The 17,604-nt window shown below is 61.1% G+C and carries 22 protein-coding genes and 1 pseudogene; 12 read left to right on the plus strand and 11 right to left on the minus strand.

Annotation, left to right across the window (positions count from 1 at the left end):
• Window positions 1–15: 15 nt before the first annotated feature.
• The 5 genes from AB7245_RS27430 to AB7245_RS27450 all read right to left on the minus strand — a co-directional run bounded on the left by AB7245_RS27430 (window position 16) and on the right by AB7245_RS27450 (window position 4,541).
• A complete protein-coding gene (locus tag AB7245_RS27430; RefSeq protein ID WP_085405394.1) occupies window positions 16–1,332 on the minus strand; it encodes an NAD(P)/FAD-dependent oxidoreductase in 1,317 nt (438 codons plus the stop codon).
• Window positions 1,333–1,418: 86 nt separating this feature from the next.
• Entirely contained in the window at window positions 1,419–2,165 is a 747-nt protein-coding gene (locus AB7245_RS27435) for an amino acid ABC transporter ATP-binding protein (protein ID WP_085405393.1), read from the minus strand.
• Window positions 2,162–2,980: an amino acid ABC transporter permease gene (locus tag AB7245_RS27440; protein ID WP_245344279.1), complete on the minus strand. Its 819-nt coding sequence runs from the start codon at window positions 2,978–2,980 to the stop codon at window positions 2,162–2,164. The genes AB7245_RS27435 and AB7245_RS27440 overlap by 4 nt, the downstream gene beginning before the upstream one ends.
• On the minus strand, window positions 2,977–3,693 hold the full coding sequence (locus AB7245_RS27445) for an amino acid ABC transporter permease (RefSeq protein ID WP_085405391.1): 717 nt from the start codon (window positions 3,691–3,693) through the stop codon (window positions 2,977–2,979). The genes AB7245_RS27440 and AB7245_RS27445 overlap by 4 nt, the downstream gene beginning before the upstream one ends.
• A 17-nt stretch (window positions 3,694–3,710) precedes the next feature.
• Entirely contained in the window at window positions 3,711–4,541 is an 831-nt protein-coding gene (locus AB7245_RS27450) for a transporter substrate-binding domain-containing protein (protein WP_354115495.1), read from the minus strand.
• A gap of 202 nt (window positions 4,542–4,743) precedes the next feature.
• Between AB7245_RS27450 and AB7245_RS27455 the strand changes: the two genes are divergently transcribed.
• Entirely contained in the window at window positions 4,744–5,508 is a 765-nt protein-coding gene (locus AB7245_RS27455) for an IclR family transcriptional regulator (protein WP_245344277.1), read from the plus strand.
• Window positions 5,509–5,632: 124 nt separating this feature from the next.
• Here AB7245_RS27455 and AB7245_RS27460 read toward each other — a convergent pair whose 3' ends face one another.
• Both AB7245_RS27460 and AB7245_RS27465 read right to left on the minus strand, forming a co-directional pair.
• On the minus strand, window positions 5,633–5,836 hold the full coding sequence (locus AB7245_RS27460; RefSeq protein ID WP_063986285.1) for a hypothetical protein: 204 nt from the start codon (window positions 5,834–5,836) through the stop codon (window positions 5,633–5,635).
• Between the two features lie 236 nt (window positions 5,837–6,072).
• Window positions 6,073–6,240, minus strand: a pseudogene (locus tag AB7245_RS27465) (GDP-L-fucose synthase); the annotation flags it as partial.
• Window positions 6,241–6,976: 736 nt separating this feature from the next.
• Between AB7245_RS27465 and AB7245_RS27470 the strand changes: the two are divergent.
• The 10 genes from AB7245_RS27470 to AB7245_RS27515 all read left to right on the plus strand — a co-directional run bounded on the left by AB7245_RS27470 (window position 6,977) and on the right by AB7245_RS27515 (window position 14,984).
• The gene (locus AB7245_RS27470) at window positions 6,977–7,297 is read left to right on the plus strand and encodes a hypothetical protein (RefSeq protein WP_439035078.1); all 321 of its coding nucleotides are present in this window, start codon (window positions 6,977–6,979) and stop codon (window positions 7,295–7,297) included.
• Window positions 7,298–7,515: 218 nt separating this feature from the next.
• A complete protein-coding gene (locus AB7245_RS27475) occupies window positions 7,516–8,250 on the plus strand; it encodes a DUF7146 domain-containing protein (RefSeq protein ID WP_439035079.1) in 735 nt (244 codons plus the stop codon).
• Entirely contained in the window at window positions 8,247–9,488 is a 1,242-nt protein-coding gene (locus tag AB7245_RS27480; protein ID WP_439035080.1) for an AAA family ATPase, read from the plus strand. Before AB7245_RS27475 ends, AB7245_RS27480 begins: the two co-directional genes overlap by 4 nt.
• Before the next feature lie 352 nt (window positions 9,489–9,840).
• Complete coding sequence (locus tag AB7245_RS27485; RefSeq protein WP_439035081.1) at window positions 9,841–10,344, plus strand: hypothetical protein; 504 nt, start codon at window positions 9,841–9,843, stop codon at window positions 10,342–10,344.
• A gap of 451 nt (window positions 10,345–10,795) precedes the next feature.
• Window positions 10,796–11,446, plus strand: coding sequence for a recombinase family protein (locus AB7245_RS27490; RefSeq protein ID WP_439035082.1), 651 nt, complete (start codon window positions 10,796–10,798; stop codon window positions 11,444–11,446).
• Between the two features lie 391 nt (window positions 11,447–11,837).
• The gene (locus AB7245_RS27495; RefSeq protein WP_439035083.1) at window positions 11,838–12,131 is read left to right on the plus strand and encodes a hypothetical protein; all 294 of its coding nucleotides are present in this window, start codon (window positions 11,838–11,840) and stop codon (window positions 12,129–12,131) included.
• A gap of 150 nt (window positions 12,132–12,281) precedes the next feature.
• Entirely contained in the window at window positions 12,282–12,578 is a 297-nt protein-coding gene (locus AB7245_RS27500; protein ID WP_439035084.1) for a hypothetical protein, read from the plus strand.
• Window positions 12,575–13,309 carry a hypothetical protein gene (locus tag AB7245_RS27505; protein WP_439035085.1) on the plus strand — a complete coding sequence of 245 codons (735 nt, stop codon included), beginning with the start codon at window positions 12,575–12,577 and terminating at the stop codon, window positions 13,307–13,309. Before AB7245_RS27500 ends, AB7245_RS27505 begins: the two co-directional genes overlap by 4 nt.
• Window positions 13,310–13,313: 4 nt before the next feature.
• Window positions 13,314–13,910, plus strand: coding sequence for a hypothetical protein (locus AB7245_RS27510; RefSeq protein WP_439035086.1), 597 nt, complete (start codon window positions 13,314–13,316; stop codon window positions 13,908–13,910).
• 273 nt (window positions 13,911–14,183) lie between these two features.
• A complete protein-coding gene (locus AB7245_RS27515; protein ID WP_439035087.1) occupies window positions 14,184–14,984 on the plus strand; it encodes a hypothetical protein in 801 nt (266 codons plus the stop codon).
• Here AB7245_RS27515 and AB7245_RS27520 read toward each other — a convergent pair.
• Window positions 14,981–15,592, minus strand: a complete 612-nt coding sequence (locus AB7245_RS27520; RefSeq protein WP_439035088.1) for a hypothetical protein — start codon at window positions 15,590–15,592, stop codon at window positions 14,981–14,983. The two genes, AB7245_RS27515 and AB7245_RS27520, sit on opposite strands and share 4 nt — an antisense overlap.
• Window positions 15,593–16,306: 714 nt before the next feature.
• Here AB7245_RS27520 and AB7245_RS27525 point away from each other — a divergent pair.
• Window positions 16,307–16,774 carry a hypothetical protein gene (locus AB7245_RS27525; protein ID WP_439035089.1) on the plus strand — a complete coding sequence of 156 codons (468 nt, stop codon included), beginning with the start codon at window positions 16,307–16,309 and terminating at the stop codon, window positions 16,772–16,774.
• On the opposite strand, the gene AB7245_RS27530 is transcribed toward AB7245_RS27525, so the two are convergent.
• The 3 genes from AB7245_RS27530 to AB7245_RS27540 are packed head-to-tail and all read right to left on the minus strand — an operon-like array spanning window position 16,771 to window position 17,571.
• On the minus strand, window positions 16,771–17,004 hold the full coding sequence (locus AB7245_RS27530) for a hypothetical protein (RefSeq protein WP_439035090.1): 234 nt from the start codon (window positions 17,002–17,004) through the stop codon (window positions 16,771–16,773). The genes AB7245_RS27525 and AB7245_RS27530 overlap by 4 nt on opposite strands.
• Window positions 17,001–17,405, minus strand: a complete 405-nt coding sequence (locus tag AB7245_RS27535; protein ID WP_439035091.1) for a type II toxin-antitoxin system death-on-curing family toxin — start codon at window positions 17,403–17,405, stop codon at window positions 17,001–17,003. Before AB7245_RS27535 ends, AB7245_RS27530 begins: the two co-directional genes overlap by 4 nt.
• The gene (locus AB7245_RS27540; RefSeq protein WP_439035092.1) at window positions 17,395–17,571 is read right to left on the minus strand and encodes a hypothetical protein; all 177 of its coding nucleotides are present in this window, start codon (window positions 17,569–17,571) and stop codon (window positions 17,395–17,397) included. The genes AB7245_RS27535 and AB7245_RS27540 overlap by 11 nt, the downstream gene beginning before the upstream one ends.
• Window positions 17,572–17,604 lie beyond the last annotated feature (33 nt).

Here is a 17,604-nt window from a genome sequence, read left to right on the forward strand (position 1 = left end):
ATGTGCCGCCCGGGCTCAGCGTCCCGGACGGTCGAGGAAATCGCGCAGGCGATACCAGCCGGCAAAGAGCGGCACGAACCAGGGCTTGCCCGAATAGAAGGGCACGGCCGTGAATGTCTCGCGATCGAAGGCCGATGGCATGTTCTGCTCGCCGAGAATCTTGCGTGCTGTCTGGTAGCCGAGAAAGGTCATCAGCGCGACACCGTTGCCATTGCAACCAGCCGCGAAATCCGCGCCGTCGCGAGCCCCGAGATGGGCTATCTTGTCGACGGTCATGGCCACGCGCCCGCTCCAGGCATGAGTGATCTTCACGCCCGCAAGCTGCGGCCAGATGGCCAACATGCGCGCATAAAGCCGCTTCGCGGCCAGCTTGTCGGGCATGTCGAAGATGCCCGGGCGTGAACCGAACAGAAGCCGTGTCCCGTCAGGCGACGGCCTGGCGTAGATCAAATCACGGCGTGTGTCGGACACCATGCGGGCCTGCGGAACGAGCTCGGCCAAGAGATCGGCCGGCAGCGGCGCGGTGGCAATCTGATAGCTCTTGACCGGCACGATACGGCTGGCGAGGCCAGGCGTCGCATCGGCGGCGGTGTAACCGTTTGTGGTTGCGACCACGTGGGCAGCCCGGATGGCACCTCGAGCGGTCGGCACGATCTTCTCTCCTTTCGTACCATCCTGCACCATACCCGCGCGCGCATGCGAGCGCAGCATGACGCCGGCGGCGCGCGCCCGGTCGCGCAGCGCCTTGTGATACTTGCCCGGATGCAGACCGCCATATTCGTCGATCACCATGCCGCCGTGATAATAGTCCGAACCGATCGCCGATCGCTGATGCGCGCGATCGAGGAAATGTGCGGTCACGCCGGTCTTTTCCGCCAGAAGCATGCCATGCCGCTTCAGAGTTTCGTAATCGCCCACGGCGTGGGCGCCGAAAAAGCGGCCGCTGAGCGCAAGCCCCGCATCCAGCTTCTCCGTCTCGACCAGCATCTTCAGATAATCGAAGCTCTCGTTGCTCTCGCCGATCAGGCGCGAGAAGAGCACGGGATCGATTCCCTTGATCGCACCACTAACCACCAGCTTCTGGCCACTCGACACCATCCCGCCCGAACGCGTCGAGGCTCCCTCCCCGATCCGGTCACCGTCGATGACGACGACGGAGCGCCCGGCGCGCGCCAGATGAGTCGCTGCATTCAACCCGGCATAGCCCGAGCCGATGACCACGACGTCGGCTCGCTCCGGCAGCGGATCGAGATCAGTCTCCGGTTCCGCGGCCTCCCACCAGTAAGGCGTCTCCTTGAAGTCCTTGGCGTAGATGTCATCAAAACGAGGCATGATGTATTGGGCCTTCCGGCTCACCTTTCATTTTCATTGCACGTGGGATGGCCGCACCACGCAGCGCGTCCGCCCCGGTGGTGCGATCAGAGAACCTGACCGAGGAATTCGCGCGTGCGCGGGTCTCGCGGATTGTCGAAGAGTTCCGCAGGAGGCGCACTTTCCACGATCAGACCACGATCGGTGAAACAAACGCGTTGCGAGACCTCCCGGGCGAACTTCATCTCGTGCGTCACGAGAATGCAGGTGAGGCCCTCCTCCACCAGTTCGCGGATCGCGAACAGCACGTCCTTTACCGTTTCGGGATCGAGCGCAGCCGTCACCTCGTCGAACAGGATCGCTTCCGGCTGCATCGCGAGTGCGCGGGCGATTGCCACGCGCTGCTGCTGGCCGCCGGACAGCTGCCCCGGATAGCTGTCCGCCTTCTCCGAGAGCCGCACCTTCTTCAGGAGCTTGCGGGCCCGCTCCTCGACTTCGGCGCGATCGTGTCCGAGAACCTGGATCGGCGCCATCATGATGTTTTCCAGTGCCGTACGATGCGGGAAAAGATTGTACTGCTGGAACACCATCGCGACCTGATGGCGCAGCACCCGCATCTGCTTTTCCGACCTCATTTCATGCACCCGGTGTGCGCCGACGCGGACAAAGCCTTCGTCCACGGGAATCAGGCCGTTGATGCAGCGCAGAATGGTGGACTTTCCCGACCCGGAAGGACCGATAATGCAGACTGCCTCGCCCTTTTGCACGAACATCGAAATGCCCTTGAGAACAGGGACGTCACCGAAGGACTTGCGGACGTTGTCGAGCTCGATCAGCGCGTCGATGCGGCTCACAGGCTTTCTCCCTTCACGGCGCGTTCCAACCGGCGCGCGACGACCGCGATCGGATAGCAATAGGCGATGAACAGGAAGAGGATGGTCAAATAGAAGTAGACGATCACGCGCTCGTTCTCCATGGCGAGCAAAGTATTCAGAATTGTCAGCACGTCCTGGATACCGGTCACCGTGGCGAGCGCTGTCGCGATCATCAGCAACGCGTAGGAATTCATCCAGCCCGGGATCATGCGCCGCAGCGCCTGTGGCATGATCACGTGGCGATAGATCTGGCCGGTGCCATAGCCGAGCGAACGTGCCGCTTCCCACTGACCGCTGTGAATGGACTGAACGGCGCCCCGGATCACCTCGGAGAAATTCGCCGCCGTCGGCAGCGCAAGGCCAATCACGGCCTTCACGAACGGCGGGAACGCAATGGTCGTGCCGAAGACATGCATCTCAAACGGCAGGAAATAGAGCGTTGCAAAAAGCAGAACGAGCCAGGGTGAATTGCGCAGGAAATTCATCAGCAGAAGAGACGGGACCCGGATCGGTCCGAACCTGGCGAGCGTCGCAAGACCCATGATCGTACCGAGCACCGTCGCCAGTGCCATGGAGGCGATCGAGAGAATGATATTGAGGGCAAAGCCGCCCGTGATCGGCCAGCCGGACGCCGAGCCGGTGAGAAGCAGAGGAAGCCGCGCCAGCACGCGGCTCCAGTGCGCCGCGCCGCCCGCCGCCGCATCGACCGCGATCCAGACCGCGACGCCAAGGGCGATCAGCAGCAGAACGGCGCGCTTCTTTCCCTCATAGGAGAGCATGGAGCCCGCGATCAATGCCCCCTCCCGTAACCCGGGAAGGCCATGAAGGCTTCGAGCCTCGCCATCGCAAATGTGAGGATGGACACCAGCACCACGTATATGAGGAGGACCAGAATCATGACCTCCAGCGTGCGAAACGTGTCATTGTAGATCTGTCCCGCGTAGTACATCAGTTCCGGCACGGTGATGACGGATGCCTGCGACGTCGTCTTGAAGAGGTTGGTCAGGATGTTCGTCAGTCCCGGCAGGCAGATGCGGGTGGCGATCGGCGCCTCGATGCGCCAGAAGCGGCCCCATCGGCCGTACCCCAGCGACCGTGCGGCATCGATGATCGACCGCGGCATGGTTTCGATGCCGGAGCGGAAGGCTTCGGTCGCCAGCGCCCCGCCGAAGAGACTGAGCGAAATCGCAGCACAGGCAAAGGCACTGAGAAGCGGAACTGATAATCCCGTCGACGGATCGGTCACCTTGAGGCCGAGGTTCGAGAAGGTGAAATAGGCAAACAACATCTGCAACAGCGGCGGCGTGTTGCGGAACACCTCTACGAACAGCTCGATCAGGGCATCGAGCCAGAAAATCCGCAGCGTGAGCCCGAGGGCCCCGAGCATCCCGATGAGGATGGCGGCCGCCGATGAGAGCGCCGCCAGCTTCAGCGTGTTGACAACACCGGTCAGCAGCCATTGCTGGTACGCAGGATCCGCGAGCCAGGAATAGTCGAGTCCGAACAAAGGCCGCTCCGTGTGCGTCAGTTCTTCTTCGCGACCGCAGCCTTCGCCCGCGCGGCGATGTAGTCGGAGTGCGGCATGCCGAACTCGGTCTCCCACGCAATCAGCTTGCCTTCGGCCTCGGCCTTCGCGATGGCCTTGTCGACGGCTTCGTGGAATTCCGTGTCTCCCTTGCGGAGGCCGCCGGCCATCGGCTGGAATTCATACGGCGCCACCGCGATCTTGTAGCTCGCCCAATCGGGCTCCTTGAGCTTCTGCTGAAGCGTCATGTCGTCAAAGACGAAGCCGATGCAACGATTGTCCTTCAGCGCACGATAGGCTTCCGGCTGGGTCTTGAAGGCCACGAGATTGATGCCGTACTCCTCGGTCATCTTCTTGTTGTAGTAGGAGCCCTGGATGCCGCAGACCGACTTGCCCTTCAGCTCTTCCCACTTGGAGACCGTCGCTTCCTTGGCCGCCAGCACGGACGGGCCGGCAGCGGAAACGTATTCCGTCGTGAAGTCGATGACCTTGGCGCGCTCGGCCGTGACGCCGAGCGTGGCGAAGATCGCATCGATGCGGCCGGCGGTCAGGAATTCGATGCGATTGGACGCGACGACAGGCACGAGCTCGATCTTATCCTCGGAGCCAAGGAGCTCCTTGGCAACGTACTTCGCAAGCGAGACCTCGAAGCCGACGATGTCGCCCTTGTCGTTCAGAAAGCCATAGGGCACGTAATCATTCTTCACGCCGACGACGAGCTTGCCGCGTGCCTTGACGTTCTCAAGCGTGCCCGCCACGGCGGCGCTACCAGCAAAAAAAGCAGCGAGCGCAACAGCGGAAACGCCCATCATCGTTTTGAAGCCTGTCATCCTGTTCCTCTGGATAAATCACGGCCTTCCAGCGCTGTTGCCACAGCGCCGCGTCAGCCATCAGCTTTGCGAATGCAGAAATCAGGTCGCTCAAAAAATATGCATCAATCTCAAGCGACCTAATTTTCATCATTGGAGACGCATCTTTCTCAATGTACAAGTTGCCGAGGCCTCTTTTTTCATAATGTGAGATACTGTGCCGGTGATCGCCCAACCGCCCTCCGGTGGAGCCCAGCTGCTCGACCGGACCGTCATCCTGCTGGATCTCGTCGCCGATGGCGGCGTCGAGGGCCTATCGCTCAAGGACCTGGCGGCCCGCTCCGGGCTAAACACCGCCACCTGTCACCGCATCCTCAACACGCTGGTCGGTCACAAGCTGCTTGCCCGCGACGACAAAAAACGGCGCTACAGGTTGGGTGCACGCATGGCGATCTACGGCGTCCGCGCGGCTCGCGGCCCCGGCATCATCAGCCGCTGCGAGATCGCGCTGTCCCGGCTCAGGCGCCGCACCGGCGACACGACCCATCTGATGGCCCGCTTCAACCACGATTCCGTTTGTCTCGACCGGCGCGACGGCGAATGCATCGTGCCGACGCTGACGGGATCGATCGGCGGCTTCGTCCCCCTCGGCGTGGGCCCGGGCTCGATCGCAATGCTCGCATTCCTGGACGAGGACGAGCAGGACTACATCATCCGCGCCAACCTCGGGCGCTACGCGACCTATCGCAACCTCACCGAGAACAAGGTTCGACAGCTGATCGCCGACACCCGTCGCCGCGGTTACGCGGTGGATGTGGGCGAGCTCATTCCCGGCATTGCCGGAGTTGGATTGCCGATCATGACGCCGGGCGAAAAGCCGGGCGCGGCGCTCAGTTTCACGCTGCTCTGCGCCAAGCTGACGCCGGGCGTCCTCGAACATTACGGCGCCCTCCTGAAAGAGGAAATCGACGCCATCGTCGGTCAGTAGGAAGGATCAGGGTGGCGTGGCGACGGCCGGAAACAGGTTAGCGGATCTCGTTCACGTAGGGATGATGCGCAGTCGTGGCGCGGTACTCGCTCAAGATCACAAGCGCACGGGCTTGATCGTATCCCTAGCTTCCCAGCGCATTCTCGCCGGCTTCGCGACCGGGCACGCTGACATGCACCTCATGCCCCTGACGGATCGCCAGGGAGGCGGCAGCGACCGCGGACTCGAACGCGGCTTCCTTGGTCGCGTATTTGCTTTTGACGTCGCCGTCATGCAGCACGCCCCATTCGTCCTCGACCGGCACGATCGCGTATTGAGCAAGGCCCATGGTGCAACTCCTCGATATCCAGCGCTGCGTGACCTGCGGATGGGCCGCCGTCACCCGCCACACGGCGTTGCCGCTGTCGTCGGCGACCAGCAATGCGCCGGTCTTGTCGATGGCACCAGCATCGGATGAACCGCGATTTGCGCGGTGGAGCGCACGCGCACAGCTCCTTGCACGGTCGGCCTCGTGTGGCCTTTCGCCCTGCCCGACCGGCCAACTCTTGCTTGCGGTGAAGGTTCCTACTCTCGCGCCGCCACCGGCGCGCCGGCCCGATACCCCGCATAGGCGCACTTCAAGCCATCGTGAAGCGAGGTCGTGGCGCGCCGGCCGAGCTTGGCGAGACGGCTGACGTCGAGCAGTTTGCGCGGCCTTCCATCGGGACGCGAGCTATCGACACTGATATCGCCGACACGCATTTGTCGCGGTTTCGAGTTCGACGTCGGTATTGACGCAACACCTCACCACCGCAGTAGCCGCGGTCCGAGCGCGGCCCCCGCCAGAGTACACACCACGATCGTTCCACCGCGAAACAGTCGATCGCAAAGCGAGCATCAGGACGTGTCAAGCAGCCGATTTGTCAGACTGAAACCTGACCACTCTCGCAAAATCTTCGAAAAATTTGGAGCGGGTGAAGGGAATCGAACCCTCGTATTCAGCTTGGAAGGCAGCAGACAATCTAATTGGCCCAACGCCAATTATGACATTTTGCCCCCTTCCGGCGCACTGAGCACTAATGACAATTTGGGTTTGTCATAAGCAAACGGCCGCGCAGTAGGCACTGCGCGACCGGGAGAGCTGGCGTATCTGATGGGTCATCGAACAGCCGATCAATACCACGCCAGCTTTTAGGTTCCAAGGTGCCCGCCGCGCGACCTCACCCGAACCGAGGTCCGTGCCCATGTTGTCAGATCAATCATTCTACCGGCTGTTGCGTCTCGCCCAGGCACGCGCACGCGGGCCGCACGAGATCATCGTCGCGTTCTGCCCGTGCTCCTTAAGCGCCAATGCCGGCGCTTGCAGCCGCCGCCGACCCCGCGCCCGACGGCGCCGATCTCGGTCCCGTGGTGGCTCGATCAAAGGCCGCGGTAACGATCCCGGCGACGGACCACCTAGATCATCCATCGGCAGCGTGCGGAGGTCGTCATGCCGAATTGGGTGACGGCCAACCACCACGCACGCCCGGACGATGTCGTTATCATTCATCACATCACCGACCGCCGCGGCCGGCGCAAATTCCTTGCTGCGTTGGGCGGCCGTGCGATTTGCGTTTCACGCAATCCTATGACCTGCGCGGCGCGCGCGCTGCTTGCAGAGGGCCGCGATCCGACCATGCCGATCATCTTCCGCGATGCCGATGACGGCCAGGAGGAGAAGACGACACTGGCGGAAGCGGCGCAGTGCCAGCTGCCTGATTTGGGCAGCGTGGTGCGGCTTCGCGGGCCAAGCTCGGAGGGGAACGCATGAACCGCCGCATCAACGCCGACACGATCATTGAAGCGCGGGCCGTCAATGTCGGTGACGTCGCAAGCCAGCGCGGCTTCAGCTTCAATCGTCATGGCGATCATGAGGGCCCGTGTCCGCATTGCGGCGGCACTGATCGGTTCTCGATCTCGATCCGCAAGAACGCCTTTCTATGCCGTCAGTGTCATCCGAAGGGCGGCGGTGGCGCCATCTCGCTGGTGATGTTTCTCGACGGCGTCGGATTCCGTGAAGCAGTCCGGACACTGATGGGAGATAGCGACCGATTGGCCCACACACCGCGGCCCGCTCCGGTCATCAAGCCTGCGGAAACCGGCAACAACAATTCGATGCACAGGATCTGGCGCGAGGCGCACGATCCGCGCGACACGTTAGTGAAGACATATTTCGACGGTCGCGGCCTCGAACTCGACGATGATTTGTGCGGTCGCGTGCTGCGATTCCATCCGTGCGTCAAGTTCGGCGAGACCGAGGAAGCAATCTCGATCTACAAGCCGGCGCTGATCGCTGCCTTCCGGCCGATTATCGGTGATGATGAGACCACGCCCCCGGCAGCGATCCATCGCATCTTTCTCAATCCCGATGGTAGCCAGCTCAAAAAGAAAATGCTTGCCCCGGTTGGGGGCGCCGCTGTCAAGCTCGACGCCGACACCGACGTCGGTCTCGGACTCGGCATCGCCGAGGGCATCGAGACCGCGCTCAAGATCCGCGCCACCGGGTGGCGTCCGGTCTGGGCCCTGGGCTGTGCCGACGCTATTCGAACATTGCCGCCGATGGCCGGCATCGAATGCCTGACGATCTTCGCCGACAACGACAAGAGCGGTATCGGTCAACAAGCTGCCGACGTCTGCGCGAGACGCTGGGCCGTCGCTGGCTGCGAGGTTTTCGTTCGCATTCCACCTGTCCCAGGCACCGATTGGTTGGAGGCGCTGTCATGATCGACTTCAACAAGGCAGGACCGCAGCGGAATATGCCACCGGAGGAGCCTGATCCCTCGCCGGACACTGCGTTCAGGAATGGCGAGTCGCATCATCATAAGCCGGGCAACGGCACGGTACCCCCTGGTGATGATGCGAAGTCGCAGGGCTCCAAGCAATCATCGGATCAGGGTGCGAAGGCAAACAGCAATCCTGGTGGTCCGCAACGCCGGCTTTTCAAGACTTCCAATGTTCGTCAGATCAAGTCCCGACCAGATCCGGTCTGGATGATCGACGGACTGGTGTCGGAGCAATCGCTCGGCTTCATCTATGGCGCGCCAAGCTCGCTGAAGACCTTCACGGCGCTCGACATCGCGCTGGGCCTCGCTACCGGACAAGGTCAGTGGTGGGGGCGTGATCTGCGATGCCATGGCGCGGTGATCTACATCTGCAGCGAGGGCACCGCACGATTCAAGGACCGCATTAGCGCGTGGGAGCAGCACAACAAGGTGAGCGCCGACGATGTGCCGTTTTACCTGATCGAGGAAACGATCAACTTCATGAAGGAAGACGATAACAGTGCCTTGCTGGCCACGGTGGACGACGTCGTCGCCAGGATCAACGGGCCGATCGCCGCGGTGTTCGTCGACACGGTCTCAAAGGTACTGCCCGGCGCGCGCGAGAACCTGCAGGAGGACATGAGCCTGTTCGTGGAAGCCTGCACCGCCGTGCGCCAGCGTTTCCGGACTGTCGTATTCGGCCTTCACCACACCAACAAGGAGGGCGGCATCCGCGGCTCGACCGTCATTCCCGGCGCGGGCGATTTTATCATGGTGGCACGGCGCGATCCTGGATCGATGAGCGGCTTGATGTTTGTCGAAAAAGTCCGGGACGGCGAAGACGGCTGGGAGCTGCATTTCAAGGCTACCAAAATCGAGCTGGGAGGTGGCAGCGCCTCGCTGGTGGTCGAGGCGGTCGGTGCTCCGCCCAAGAATGCAGGCGGCAGCGGCTGGCCCAGCCGGGCGGTCTGCAAGGAGATTCTGACCGAACTCCACGCGGCCTGGATCAAGGGCGCGCCGTGGTCCAGTGCCCCCAACAGTGCCAGATCAGCGCGCCTGATGATCGAGGCGAGATGGAAAACCAAGAAGGGTGTCGCCGCTCAAATGCTGGCCAGCTGGATGGCCAATGGGATCATCGAGCACACCGACCGGGACAAGAAAAACCACGTCTCCGGATACCGCAAACTGATCGATTTATAGGAATAAAAGCGGCGAAGAGTAAGGCGAAGAGTGGCGAAGTGTGACAGTGTAAAGATTGTATTCTTCGCCCTTATTCCTCGCCGGACCTTGTTGATATCACAAGCGAAAGTTGACTTGGCGAAAGTGGCGAAAAGTAAAAGGCGAAGAGTGGCGAAGAATGGCAGGTAAGTGGTTGAAATCGTTGATGGCGAAAAGCGAAGAATAAACCCTACTAACGTAGACGACGGGCTGCAGGCCCGCGTCCGTCGATGAGGGGTCCGAGTTTGATTGAGAGGGAAGCGAGGATTGGACGGCGCGCGGGGCGGGTGTAACGTTCTCGACCTGTCTCCATGAAGTAGGAAAGAACGCTGGGATGCCAACGCCCGACAGTTTCCAGCTCGATCCGATTAATCCGAAGGCCCAAAAAATCGGCCCTGGTCATCCTCCGCCGAGCCGCAGGCGCGGCGTCGCCAACAAGCTCACTCGCGATCTGAAGAAAGGCATCGTTGATGCTGCGGCCAATGTTGGCCGCGACGGCAATGGCGAAGGCGGGTTGACCGGCTTCCTCGAAGACTTGGCCTTGCATCACAAAAAAGCGTTTGCCGGGTTGCTCGGAAAAGTTCTGCCGATGACTATCGGCGCCGACAATTCGAGCGCCGTCATGGTCGGCACGATCAACATCGTCAGCGTCCCTGCCGGCCACAACGAAGACGGCTCGCCAATGGCTGTCGTGAATCCGCCGATCATCGAGCACACACCGCAATGCGCGCCAGTGCAGGATGCGAAATCACGTCGCCTCGCTGAACTGAAAGCGATGCCGCTGGAGCGATTGGCTGAGCTTGCGGGAGTCGATATCGCCGATGTGGTCGAGGACTAAGATCGTCGAGTTTATCTTCGGCCGCGAGAGCGAGCCCGTCGAGCCCGAGCCGTCGCCTTCATCGAAGCCCGAGCCAGTGCGCAAGCTCAGGCCGAAGCCGGGCTCGCAGGCATGGTTCCGGACATTGCCGGCGCCTTCCCGCGATCCAGGCCTCGACATGAACGACTTGCTGCGCACGTTCAAGCCGCCAAAGCCGCCTCGACGTCCGAGCTGGGACCGATGACATAGCCAGGGCCGGCCGCGCCTGGGCGTTGGCCAGGATCGGCCGGCACATCGGAGCCCGGAAGACGCTACCCGCTCCAGCGGGCTCCTAATCGCCTTGCAGGGCTACCGTGGATCTTCATCCCGAGGGCCCTTTTCCGCTTGTAAACAGGCTGAATCTTGTCCATATATCCTGAGAACGATGGACAGGACTTGACCTAAGACGATGAAAAATAACGGAAAGAAACATATGGTCGCTTATCTGCGGACCTCCTCAGCGACCAACGTCGAGGGCGATAGCCAGACTCGCCAGCTGGCGGCGATCAAGGCCTATGCCAAGGCCACCGGTTCCGAGATCGTAGCCACCTTCACCGACGATGCCGTCAAGGGCGCCGACGCGATCGAGAGCAGGCCCGGCTTCGCGGCCATGATGGAACGGCTGCTCAGCAACGGCTGCCGCACCATCGTGGTCGAGACCGCCTCAAGATTCGCGCGCGACCTTATCGTGCAAGAGGTCGGCTTCGAGATGCTGAAGGCCCGCGGCATCGAACTGATCGCAGCGGATTCGCCGACCGCGTTCCTGGATGATGGCCCGACCGCGGTGCTGATCCGTCAGGTGCTCGGTGCGGTCAGTCAGTTCGAGAAGTCAATGCTGGTCAGTAAGCTCAAGGGCGCACGCGATCGTCTAAGGGCAACAGGCGTGCGCGTCGAGGGCCGCAGGCCTCTCGGAGAGACCAACCCTGAAGCGGTCGCGCTCGCGAAACAATTGCACAGGAAGCGTCCCAAGGGCGGCCGGCGCACCTTGCGTGAGATCTCCGCCGCGCTCGCTGAAGCCGGTCACCTCAACAGCTCCGGCAAGCCGTTCTCGCCGCAGTCGATCTCCAATATGCTGACGACATAGGGGGGGAGGTAGTACAACATCTGTCATGCAACTTGAGGCGGCTGGCCTCGAACATCCATATTTCGGACCTTTTTCATGGTGCGCCGCACAAAGCGGCTAAACCGCCGGCTGGGGATTTTTCCCAAAATTCCTCCACAACCTCCAATAAACTTCAAAATAAACCGCTACTTCTCGGAAATTGCCTATTTCCGGCGGATTTTTTCCAAAAAGCGCGCCGGGAACCGGCCCGTCGAGCAGGGTGGGGACTCGGGTGGGGACTGGGTGCGGACCGGGTGGCGCATCGCCACGCCTCTCCCTCGCGGCCGGCTATCCGCCTGCTCGACCTCTCGAAATTCCCTCTTGCCGGACCGCGAAAATTAACATCGACTGCCGTGACGTCACGGGTGATCCGATGCCGCGCACCAAGCCTCCCAAGGACAAGACCGCAGCCGAGCGCCAGCGCGCCCGCCGGGAGCGTTTCGCGGTCGAGCTGGCCGAGTTGAAGGCTGCTGCCGCGAGCGCGCGCAGGGCTCCAGGGCCCGGCGAAAGCGGCGGCATCAACATCGAGCATGCCCGTCGCTGGCCCGTCCCGACCGCACACTGGACCGCACAGCGGCTCGGCCGCACCGCTGCCATGGCGTTCGCGACCGCGCTGCGCATCGAGGCCGAACGCTTGCCCCAGGACGTGCCGCAGCCGGCGCGTTGAAGCTTGACGATTCCGCCAAAGTGATATGATCCGCCGCGTCCAAGGTGTTCGCGGCTCTCCGGCGTTGCCCCCAACCCATCGCGCCGGCATGGAGCGGGAGGCCGGAAAATGTAACGGCGTGCCGGCCTCCACGCCGCAATGGAGGTGACGATGCCGCGCAACGACATTCGCAAAGGCGATTTCATCCTCGGCGGCACCGGGCCCGAGCCCGCGCAGGTGCACGTGAAAAAGGATGCGATCCGGCGCGGCATGTTCCTGACCAGCACGCCGGCTGTCGGCAAGGCCGCGAAGCGCTACAAACTGCCGACGCAGTTCCAGGAATTCGAGCAGGCCGCGAACCTCGCCGACCAGCTCACGGTCGAAGACAAGATCCACGACCTCGCGCGGCGCTTCGCCAGATTGCGCGAAGGGCTCGACACTGTCGCCAAGGCAAGGAAGCTCAAATGATGCGCGGCGCCGAGCTGAAGGCAAAATATAGCGAGCTGCTGCGGCTGCACCATTGCCGGCCGATCTCGCGGGAGGTGCTCGCTCTGCTCTCGGCAGCGACCGCTCCCCAGGTCATCAATGGAATCGCGTCATCGCCCGATGTTGACGCACAAAGGATGAGCTTCGCACCTCACGCGCTCATATGGTCGAATCTCGCCAGTGTGCCGCTGTTGCTCCGGCATGATGCCGGCAAGGTCATCGGCCGGATACTTGATCTCCACTATGATGATTCCGGCCGGCTCCGCATTGAGGCCCTGGTCGAGGACGCGGTCGCGCGCCGCATGCCGGCGCTGTCGATCGCGGCGACCGTCGTCGAGGCCGAGACCATCAACGCACACTCGCCGAGCGGATGGCACTTCAGGATTCGCAAGGCTGTGCTCGACGAATGCTCGCTGACCGATAAACCGAGCTGCTCGACCGCGCTGATCTTGAGCCGCCGCGACGTCGGCGCCAGCGACACCGCCACCGATGACGTGCTCGCGTCGGTCACGCGCTGCCGGGCCGCGCTCGAACAGTTGCGAGCCGCATGGTCGAGCAACGCCGAGAGCAAGGCTGAGATGTCGCCGGCACCATCACCGCAGCCGACACGCACGGCGCCCGCGCACATCATTACAAAATTGCCGCAGGCGATCTTGAAGCCGCGGCGCTCGCAATTCGCCGACCTGGTCGCGCGATTGCCAATAGGAGGATGACGTCATGGTGTCGTTCACGCGCAAGGCCGAGCCCGCAGCCGAACCAACGATCAGCGGCACCGACGCTCTGCGAATGCACCTTCGCTCGCGCATCGAGCGGCCGAGCGGCACAAGCTGTGCCAGGATCGCCGCCGACATCTGCGACGATTTCAACGCAGCCGCGGCCAAGGCCAAGGCGCGCAGCATCGCGGACTCGATGTTACCAGGCGGCGACGAGATCGCCATCAAGGCCTTGGCGAATTCGCTGATCGGCACGATCGATGTCAAGACCACAATCATCACCGGGCAGCGTCTCGAACAATTCGCTTACGGGACCATTAACCTTGACCCGATCATCAAGAACGGGCTTGCAAACTTTTTGCACGGCGGCAACGTGATTTACGATGCCGCGCGCGATCTGCTCGACAGTGCGCACAGGCACCAGCCGCAAACGCTCGGCGTGGCGCCGGGCCCTTGGTGTCATCCAAATCCGCGCATCGCAGCCGCAGCGGACGCGCTTCGCGACGCGATGGCTACGACCATCCGCAGCCCGCTGCGCACGCCGACGCCATCGACGCTGCCCTCGCACGCAGCGGCCAAGCCGCGGCCGGGCTTTGCTTAGATTGCGAGATAATATCGACCCGGAAAGCGTATCCTAACATTGGCTCGAATGCGCTGAAGGCGAGCGGCAATTAAAAACCGAGAGAGGCGGCCAACTGTACCGACGTCGCTTCACCAAGACGGCTGAGCTGGCCAAGGCCGGTATCTATGCCACCATGTTCGTCTGCAATCTCACGACAGGCGAGGGACACGGGTTTCTTTGCTGGATGACGGGCGCGTGCTGGATAACCAGTTTGATGAGCCGGTCAATTATGCAGAGGTTGGTTGCCGGTAGATGTGGCACATAACGCGCCACGCCAAGGAGAGGCTATTTGAGCGCCGCGCCATTGTCCTCTCGAAAGAGGAGATAGAAGCCATTAGCGAGACACTCGATCGGGAAACCGCAGGCCGAGAAGGGGGTGTATCTAGCGCGTCAGCTTACTTTAGGTTATCCAGCGGCTTTCTTGTGCTGGATACCGTCATGATTTGGCAGATTCCCTTGTGGGCGCGGCTTAGGTTCGTGAGCAATTCGTCTGCCGCAAAGGCAACGATACTGATTCCACTGATCGGGTACCTGGTTCTTTTCAACCAAACGGTCGTCAGCTTCCTTAATCTGATAAAGGAGCTAAACGGCTCGCCGGACGCAGGAGTGTCTTACCGTCTCATATTCTTGTACCTGGGCCTGTGTGCCATCTCGCTCGGGGTGCTGGTTTATGGCTGGTATTGCCCGAACGAGGTCAAGCACTACGGGAGTGCTGCGGCATTCGTGCAAGGAGACGGGCCGAGCCTTAGAGGATTTGTCATCGACAATATCAGCAAGATGCTGGCTGACAATAAGCGCTATCACGCCCAGATGATGGAGCTGAGCGACGAGTTTCGTTCGATCGGCCAAAATCGGACCGTCACCGAGAGCGATAGAGAGAGATACAGAACTGAACATCTGCATCTTTATTTCGACTTCCTGAACAGGAGCCATCCGGCCGCGCGGGCAGTTGCGGTCGTGTCTTATGCAATTGGCTTTGGCTTGCTGGCCGTTCCGTCTGCCGAGGTATTTTGGGGTGTGATGAAAATCCTGTACAAAAAGATCGCGTCCTAAGTCCAATCTTCTTTTTTGAAAATATTCTTCTGCACCATAGTTGTGACCTGTTCCGTCGAAATAGCTAACGAACCTTCGTTGGCAATCGACTTTTTCATGTCCAGCGCAAATCGCAGGATGCGGTTTCTTACGGTCTCCAATAGCCCGACAATGACAGAGCCAGGGATAATCTGCCATGCACGGTTTAGAACCAGATCGCTGTCTTTGAAGAAACGGTTTTGATATTTCACCGTAAGTGCTGGATTCCACGGAAACTGCGCGTCGGAAGAGGCGTCCTTGCGTCCTTCATATGCGGAGGCTGGCTGCGTAAGCGCGCAAATCTTCATCCGCTCGTAATCATCCTTTTCCAGGATGTGCAGGGACAATGGTTGGCTCGAAAGTGATCTACCCGCTATCCCAATGAAATGCCCGTAGGAGATGGCGCGAAAGGCTCGATAGGACGGAAGATCCTCTTCGTCATCATCATAGCCGTCCATTTCTTTATCAAGCCATGATCGGAACGCTTCGTTCGAGTACTGGCTTTCGAGAATGAGGCACTTGCGCAATACGTTGCCGATCGGCTCTTTGTCGCTCGATGCCAGTTCAATGATTTCGTCCACGAGACTCATGATTCTCAACCCTCGAAAGCTGGGTTATACTACTCGTTGAGATAGCTAAGAAGGGCGCCCCGGACGGTTTCGGTGAGGATATTTGCCCTCGCTGTCTGCGGTCATATCTTGCTCGGCCTGAGCCCTCGAAAGATCGAAGCCATCGAGGGAATGCCCACCATGCCAGACGACGATTTCGCAGCCGGCCGGTAAAGGTAGTTGATGATCGTGAGATGTCAGCTGCTGGGCGATTAGCCGAAGGTCGCTCGAATCCGTGTCATGTCGCCTTTCAGAGGAAAACCCGACGGCAATCCAGCATCGCCACCCAAAGCGGGCCTGGCCGGCGCTCCCGCCATATCACGTTCCTGAATGTATTGTTGGTGCCGCCAGACTTTGATCGCGACGCTAGCAATAGCGCAGCGAGGATAGGCAGCAAGATCGAGTTCGGCACCAAGCGCAAGTCGCGTTGGCTTATCGCGTTTTCACGGCGTAGCAACGTGTCCGGACGCGAACGCAAACCGGAAGTAGTCACGACATCTGCGATCTCTGTGTTGCGCTGCCCGGTAGGCCGCGCCGCGCATCTCAAAGTGTTTGCGCTGGCCGATTCCGAGACCATGGTCGCGACCACGATCGCACGCCGCGGCCGACGGTGCATTGATTCTCTCCGTTACGTAACGGGAGCTTGACGCCTGCCCATGCCGATGATCAGCTCCGTTACGTAACGGAGGGAATATCATGAGCCTCAACAATGCCGAGCGACAGGCGCGCTTCCGGGCCAAGCGCGATGCGGAGATCGAGCGGTTACGCAAGGCGGTCCCCAAGCCCGCACCAACCTCAAAGGAGCTGGACGACGCACGGGCCGAGATCAAGCGGCTGAGCAAAGAGCTGACCTTGGTGCAGATCAGGAATTCAGGCCTGGACTATGAGGTCAAGCGGCTGAAAGAGAAGATCGCCAAGCCTGCCAAAGTCCCGCTCGACCCTGAGAGCGAGGCGGTCCGCCAGATCACTGCGCTCAGGAAAAGGAACAAGACCTTGCAGGCAGAGGCGGACAAATGGCGCACGCAACTGAGGACGTTGGTGCCCACCTCCGTGAAGACCAAGATTGCGAAGGCGCTGACCGAACAGACGACGAGTCCGGCAAAACGGCTCGATGCGCTTCAGGCGTGGAACGGATTGGGCCTTAACAACATCGGAAGTGATTAGCGCCACCGACCGCGCCGGCCGCCACTGAGCAGGCCGATGATGACAGCGTTGAGCACGATCATGGTGCGCGGGAATCGGCAGCACAGCCATGCCCAGCCCCGCACGATCAGCACCAGGGCAGCGATGATCAGGATCACATAATGCATCCGGGAATGGATCAGCACCGCGACGGCGGCCAGGAAAGCGAAGGCGTGCCAGGTTTTCATCGTGCACCTTGCGGCAATGGTCATTCGAATTCCAGCGGGCGAACATAACCTCGTAGCAGTTTGACCAGCGGTGCAGCCGAAATCTTCCGGTCGACGATCCTGGTGAGGAATTCACCGAGCTTGTCGGAGTCGAGCATGTGTTGCAGTTCGTAGCCGTTGGCCTCCAGGAACATCAAGGCGGCGGTCCAGGCCGTCCGCTTGTTGCCTTGCTCGAAGGGATGGTTGTGGGCGATGCCGAGAAACAGCTGGACGGCAAGCTCGGCCAGATCATGCTGACCGTAGTGCCAATGATGAACGGGCTTATGGAGAGCTGATTCCAGAAGCCCGATGTCTCTCACATGAAACGGTTCGCCGGTGGCTAGAACTGCGTCGCGATTGGTCTCGACGACAACGTCGAGCGGGAGCCAGTTCGGCTCACTTAGCAAGATAGGCGAGCGTCTTGCTAAACCGGGTTGTCACCTTCTTGCGAATGGCGGCATAGTCCGGGTCCTTGATCGGGCGCGGCTTGATCGGCTTGGGCTCCGGCAGCGGAGCGCGGCCCTTGGAATGGCCGGGAGCGGCGGGCAGGAAGGCGGTCAGTTCTTTGCGCATGTCCGTCTCCTTTCTCCGTAACCAATATGTTTG

Origin of the sequence: Bradyrhizobium sp. 604_D8_N2_3, from assembly GCF_051810765.1 — a bacterium.
Classification (GTDB): domain Bacteria; phylum Pseudomonadota; class Alphaproteobacteria; order Rhizobiales; family Xanthobacteraceae; genus Bradyrhizobium; species Bradyrhizobium barranii.

What these genes read in the sequence shown, in the direction of transcription:
- AB7245_RS27430 (WP_085405394.1), bottom strand. Translation starts at nt 1,332, where the DNA reads ATGCCTCGTTTTGATGACATCTACGCCAAGGACTTCAAGGAGACGCCT.
- AB7245_RS27450 (WP_354115495.1), bottom strand. Translation starts at nt 4,541, where the DNA reads ATGACAGGCTTCAAAACGATGATGGGCGTTTCCGCTGTTGCGCTCGCT.
- AB7245_RS27460 (WP_063986285.1), bottom strand. Translation starts at nt 5,836, where the DNA reads ATGGGCCTTGCTCAATACGCGATCGTGCCGGTCGAGGACGAATGGGGC.
- AB7245_RS27470 (WP_439035078.1), top strand. Translation starts at nt 6,977, where the DNA reads ATGCCGAATTGGGTGACGGCCAACCACCACGCACGCCCGGACGATGTC.
- AB7245_RS27475 (WP_439035079.1), top strand. Translation starts at nt 7,516, where the DNA reads ATGTTTCTCGACGGCGTCGGATTCCGTGAAGCAGTCCGGACACTGATG.
- AB7245_RS27480 (WP_439035080.1), top strand. Translation starts at nt 8,247, where the DNA reads ATGATCGACTTCAACAAGGCAGGACCGCAGCGGAATATGCCACCGGAG.
- AB7245_RS27485 (WP_439035081.1), top strand. Translation starts at nt 9,841, where the DNA reads ATGCCAACGCCCGACAGTTTCCAGCTCGATCCGATTAATCCGAAGGCC.
- AB7245_RS27490 (WP_439035082.1), top strand. Translation starts at nt 10,796, where the DNA reads ATGGTCGCTTATCTGCGGACCTCCTCAGCGACCAACGTCGAGGGCGAT.
- AB7245_RS27495 (WP_439035083.1), top strand. Translation starts at nt 11,838, where the DNA reads ATGCCGCGCACCAAGCCTCCCAAGGACAAGACCGCAGCCGAGCGCCAG.
- AB7245_RS27500 (WP_439035084.1), top strand. Translation starts at nt 12,282, where the DNA reads ATGCCGCGCAACGACATTCGCAAAGGCGATTTCATCCTCGGCGGCACC.
- AB7245_RS27505 (WP_439035085.1), top strand. Translation starts at nt 12,575, where the DNA reads ATGATGCGCGGCGCCGAGCTGAAGGCAAAATATAGCGAGCTGCTGCGG.
- AB7245_RS27510 (WP_439035086.1), top strand. Translation starts at nt 13,314, where the DNA reads ATGGTGTCGTTCACGCGCAAGGCCGAGCCCGCAGCCGAACCAACGATC.
- AB7245_RS27515 (WP_439035087.1), top strand. Translation starts at nt 14,184, where the DNA reads ATGTGGCACATAACGCGCCACGCCAAGGAGAGGCTATTTGAGCGCCGC.
- AB7245_RS27520 (WP_439035088.1), bottom strand. Translation starts at nt 15,592, where the DNA reads ATGAGTCTCGTGGACGAAATCATTGAACTGGCATCGAGCGACAAAGAG.
- AB7245_RS27525 (WP_439035089.1), top strand. Translation starts at nt 16,307, where the DNA reads ATGAGCCTCAACAATGCCGAGCGACAGGCGCGCTTCCGGGCCAAGCGC.
- AB7245_RS27530 (WP_439035090.1), bottom strand. Translation starts at nt 17,004, where the DNA reads ATGACCATTGCCGCAAGGTGCACGATGAAAACCTGGCACGCCTTCGCT.
- AB7245_RS27540 (WP_439035092.1), bottom strand. Translation starts at nt 17,571, where the DNA reads ATGCGCAAAGAACTGACCGCCTTCCTGCCCGCCGCTCCCGGCCATTCC.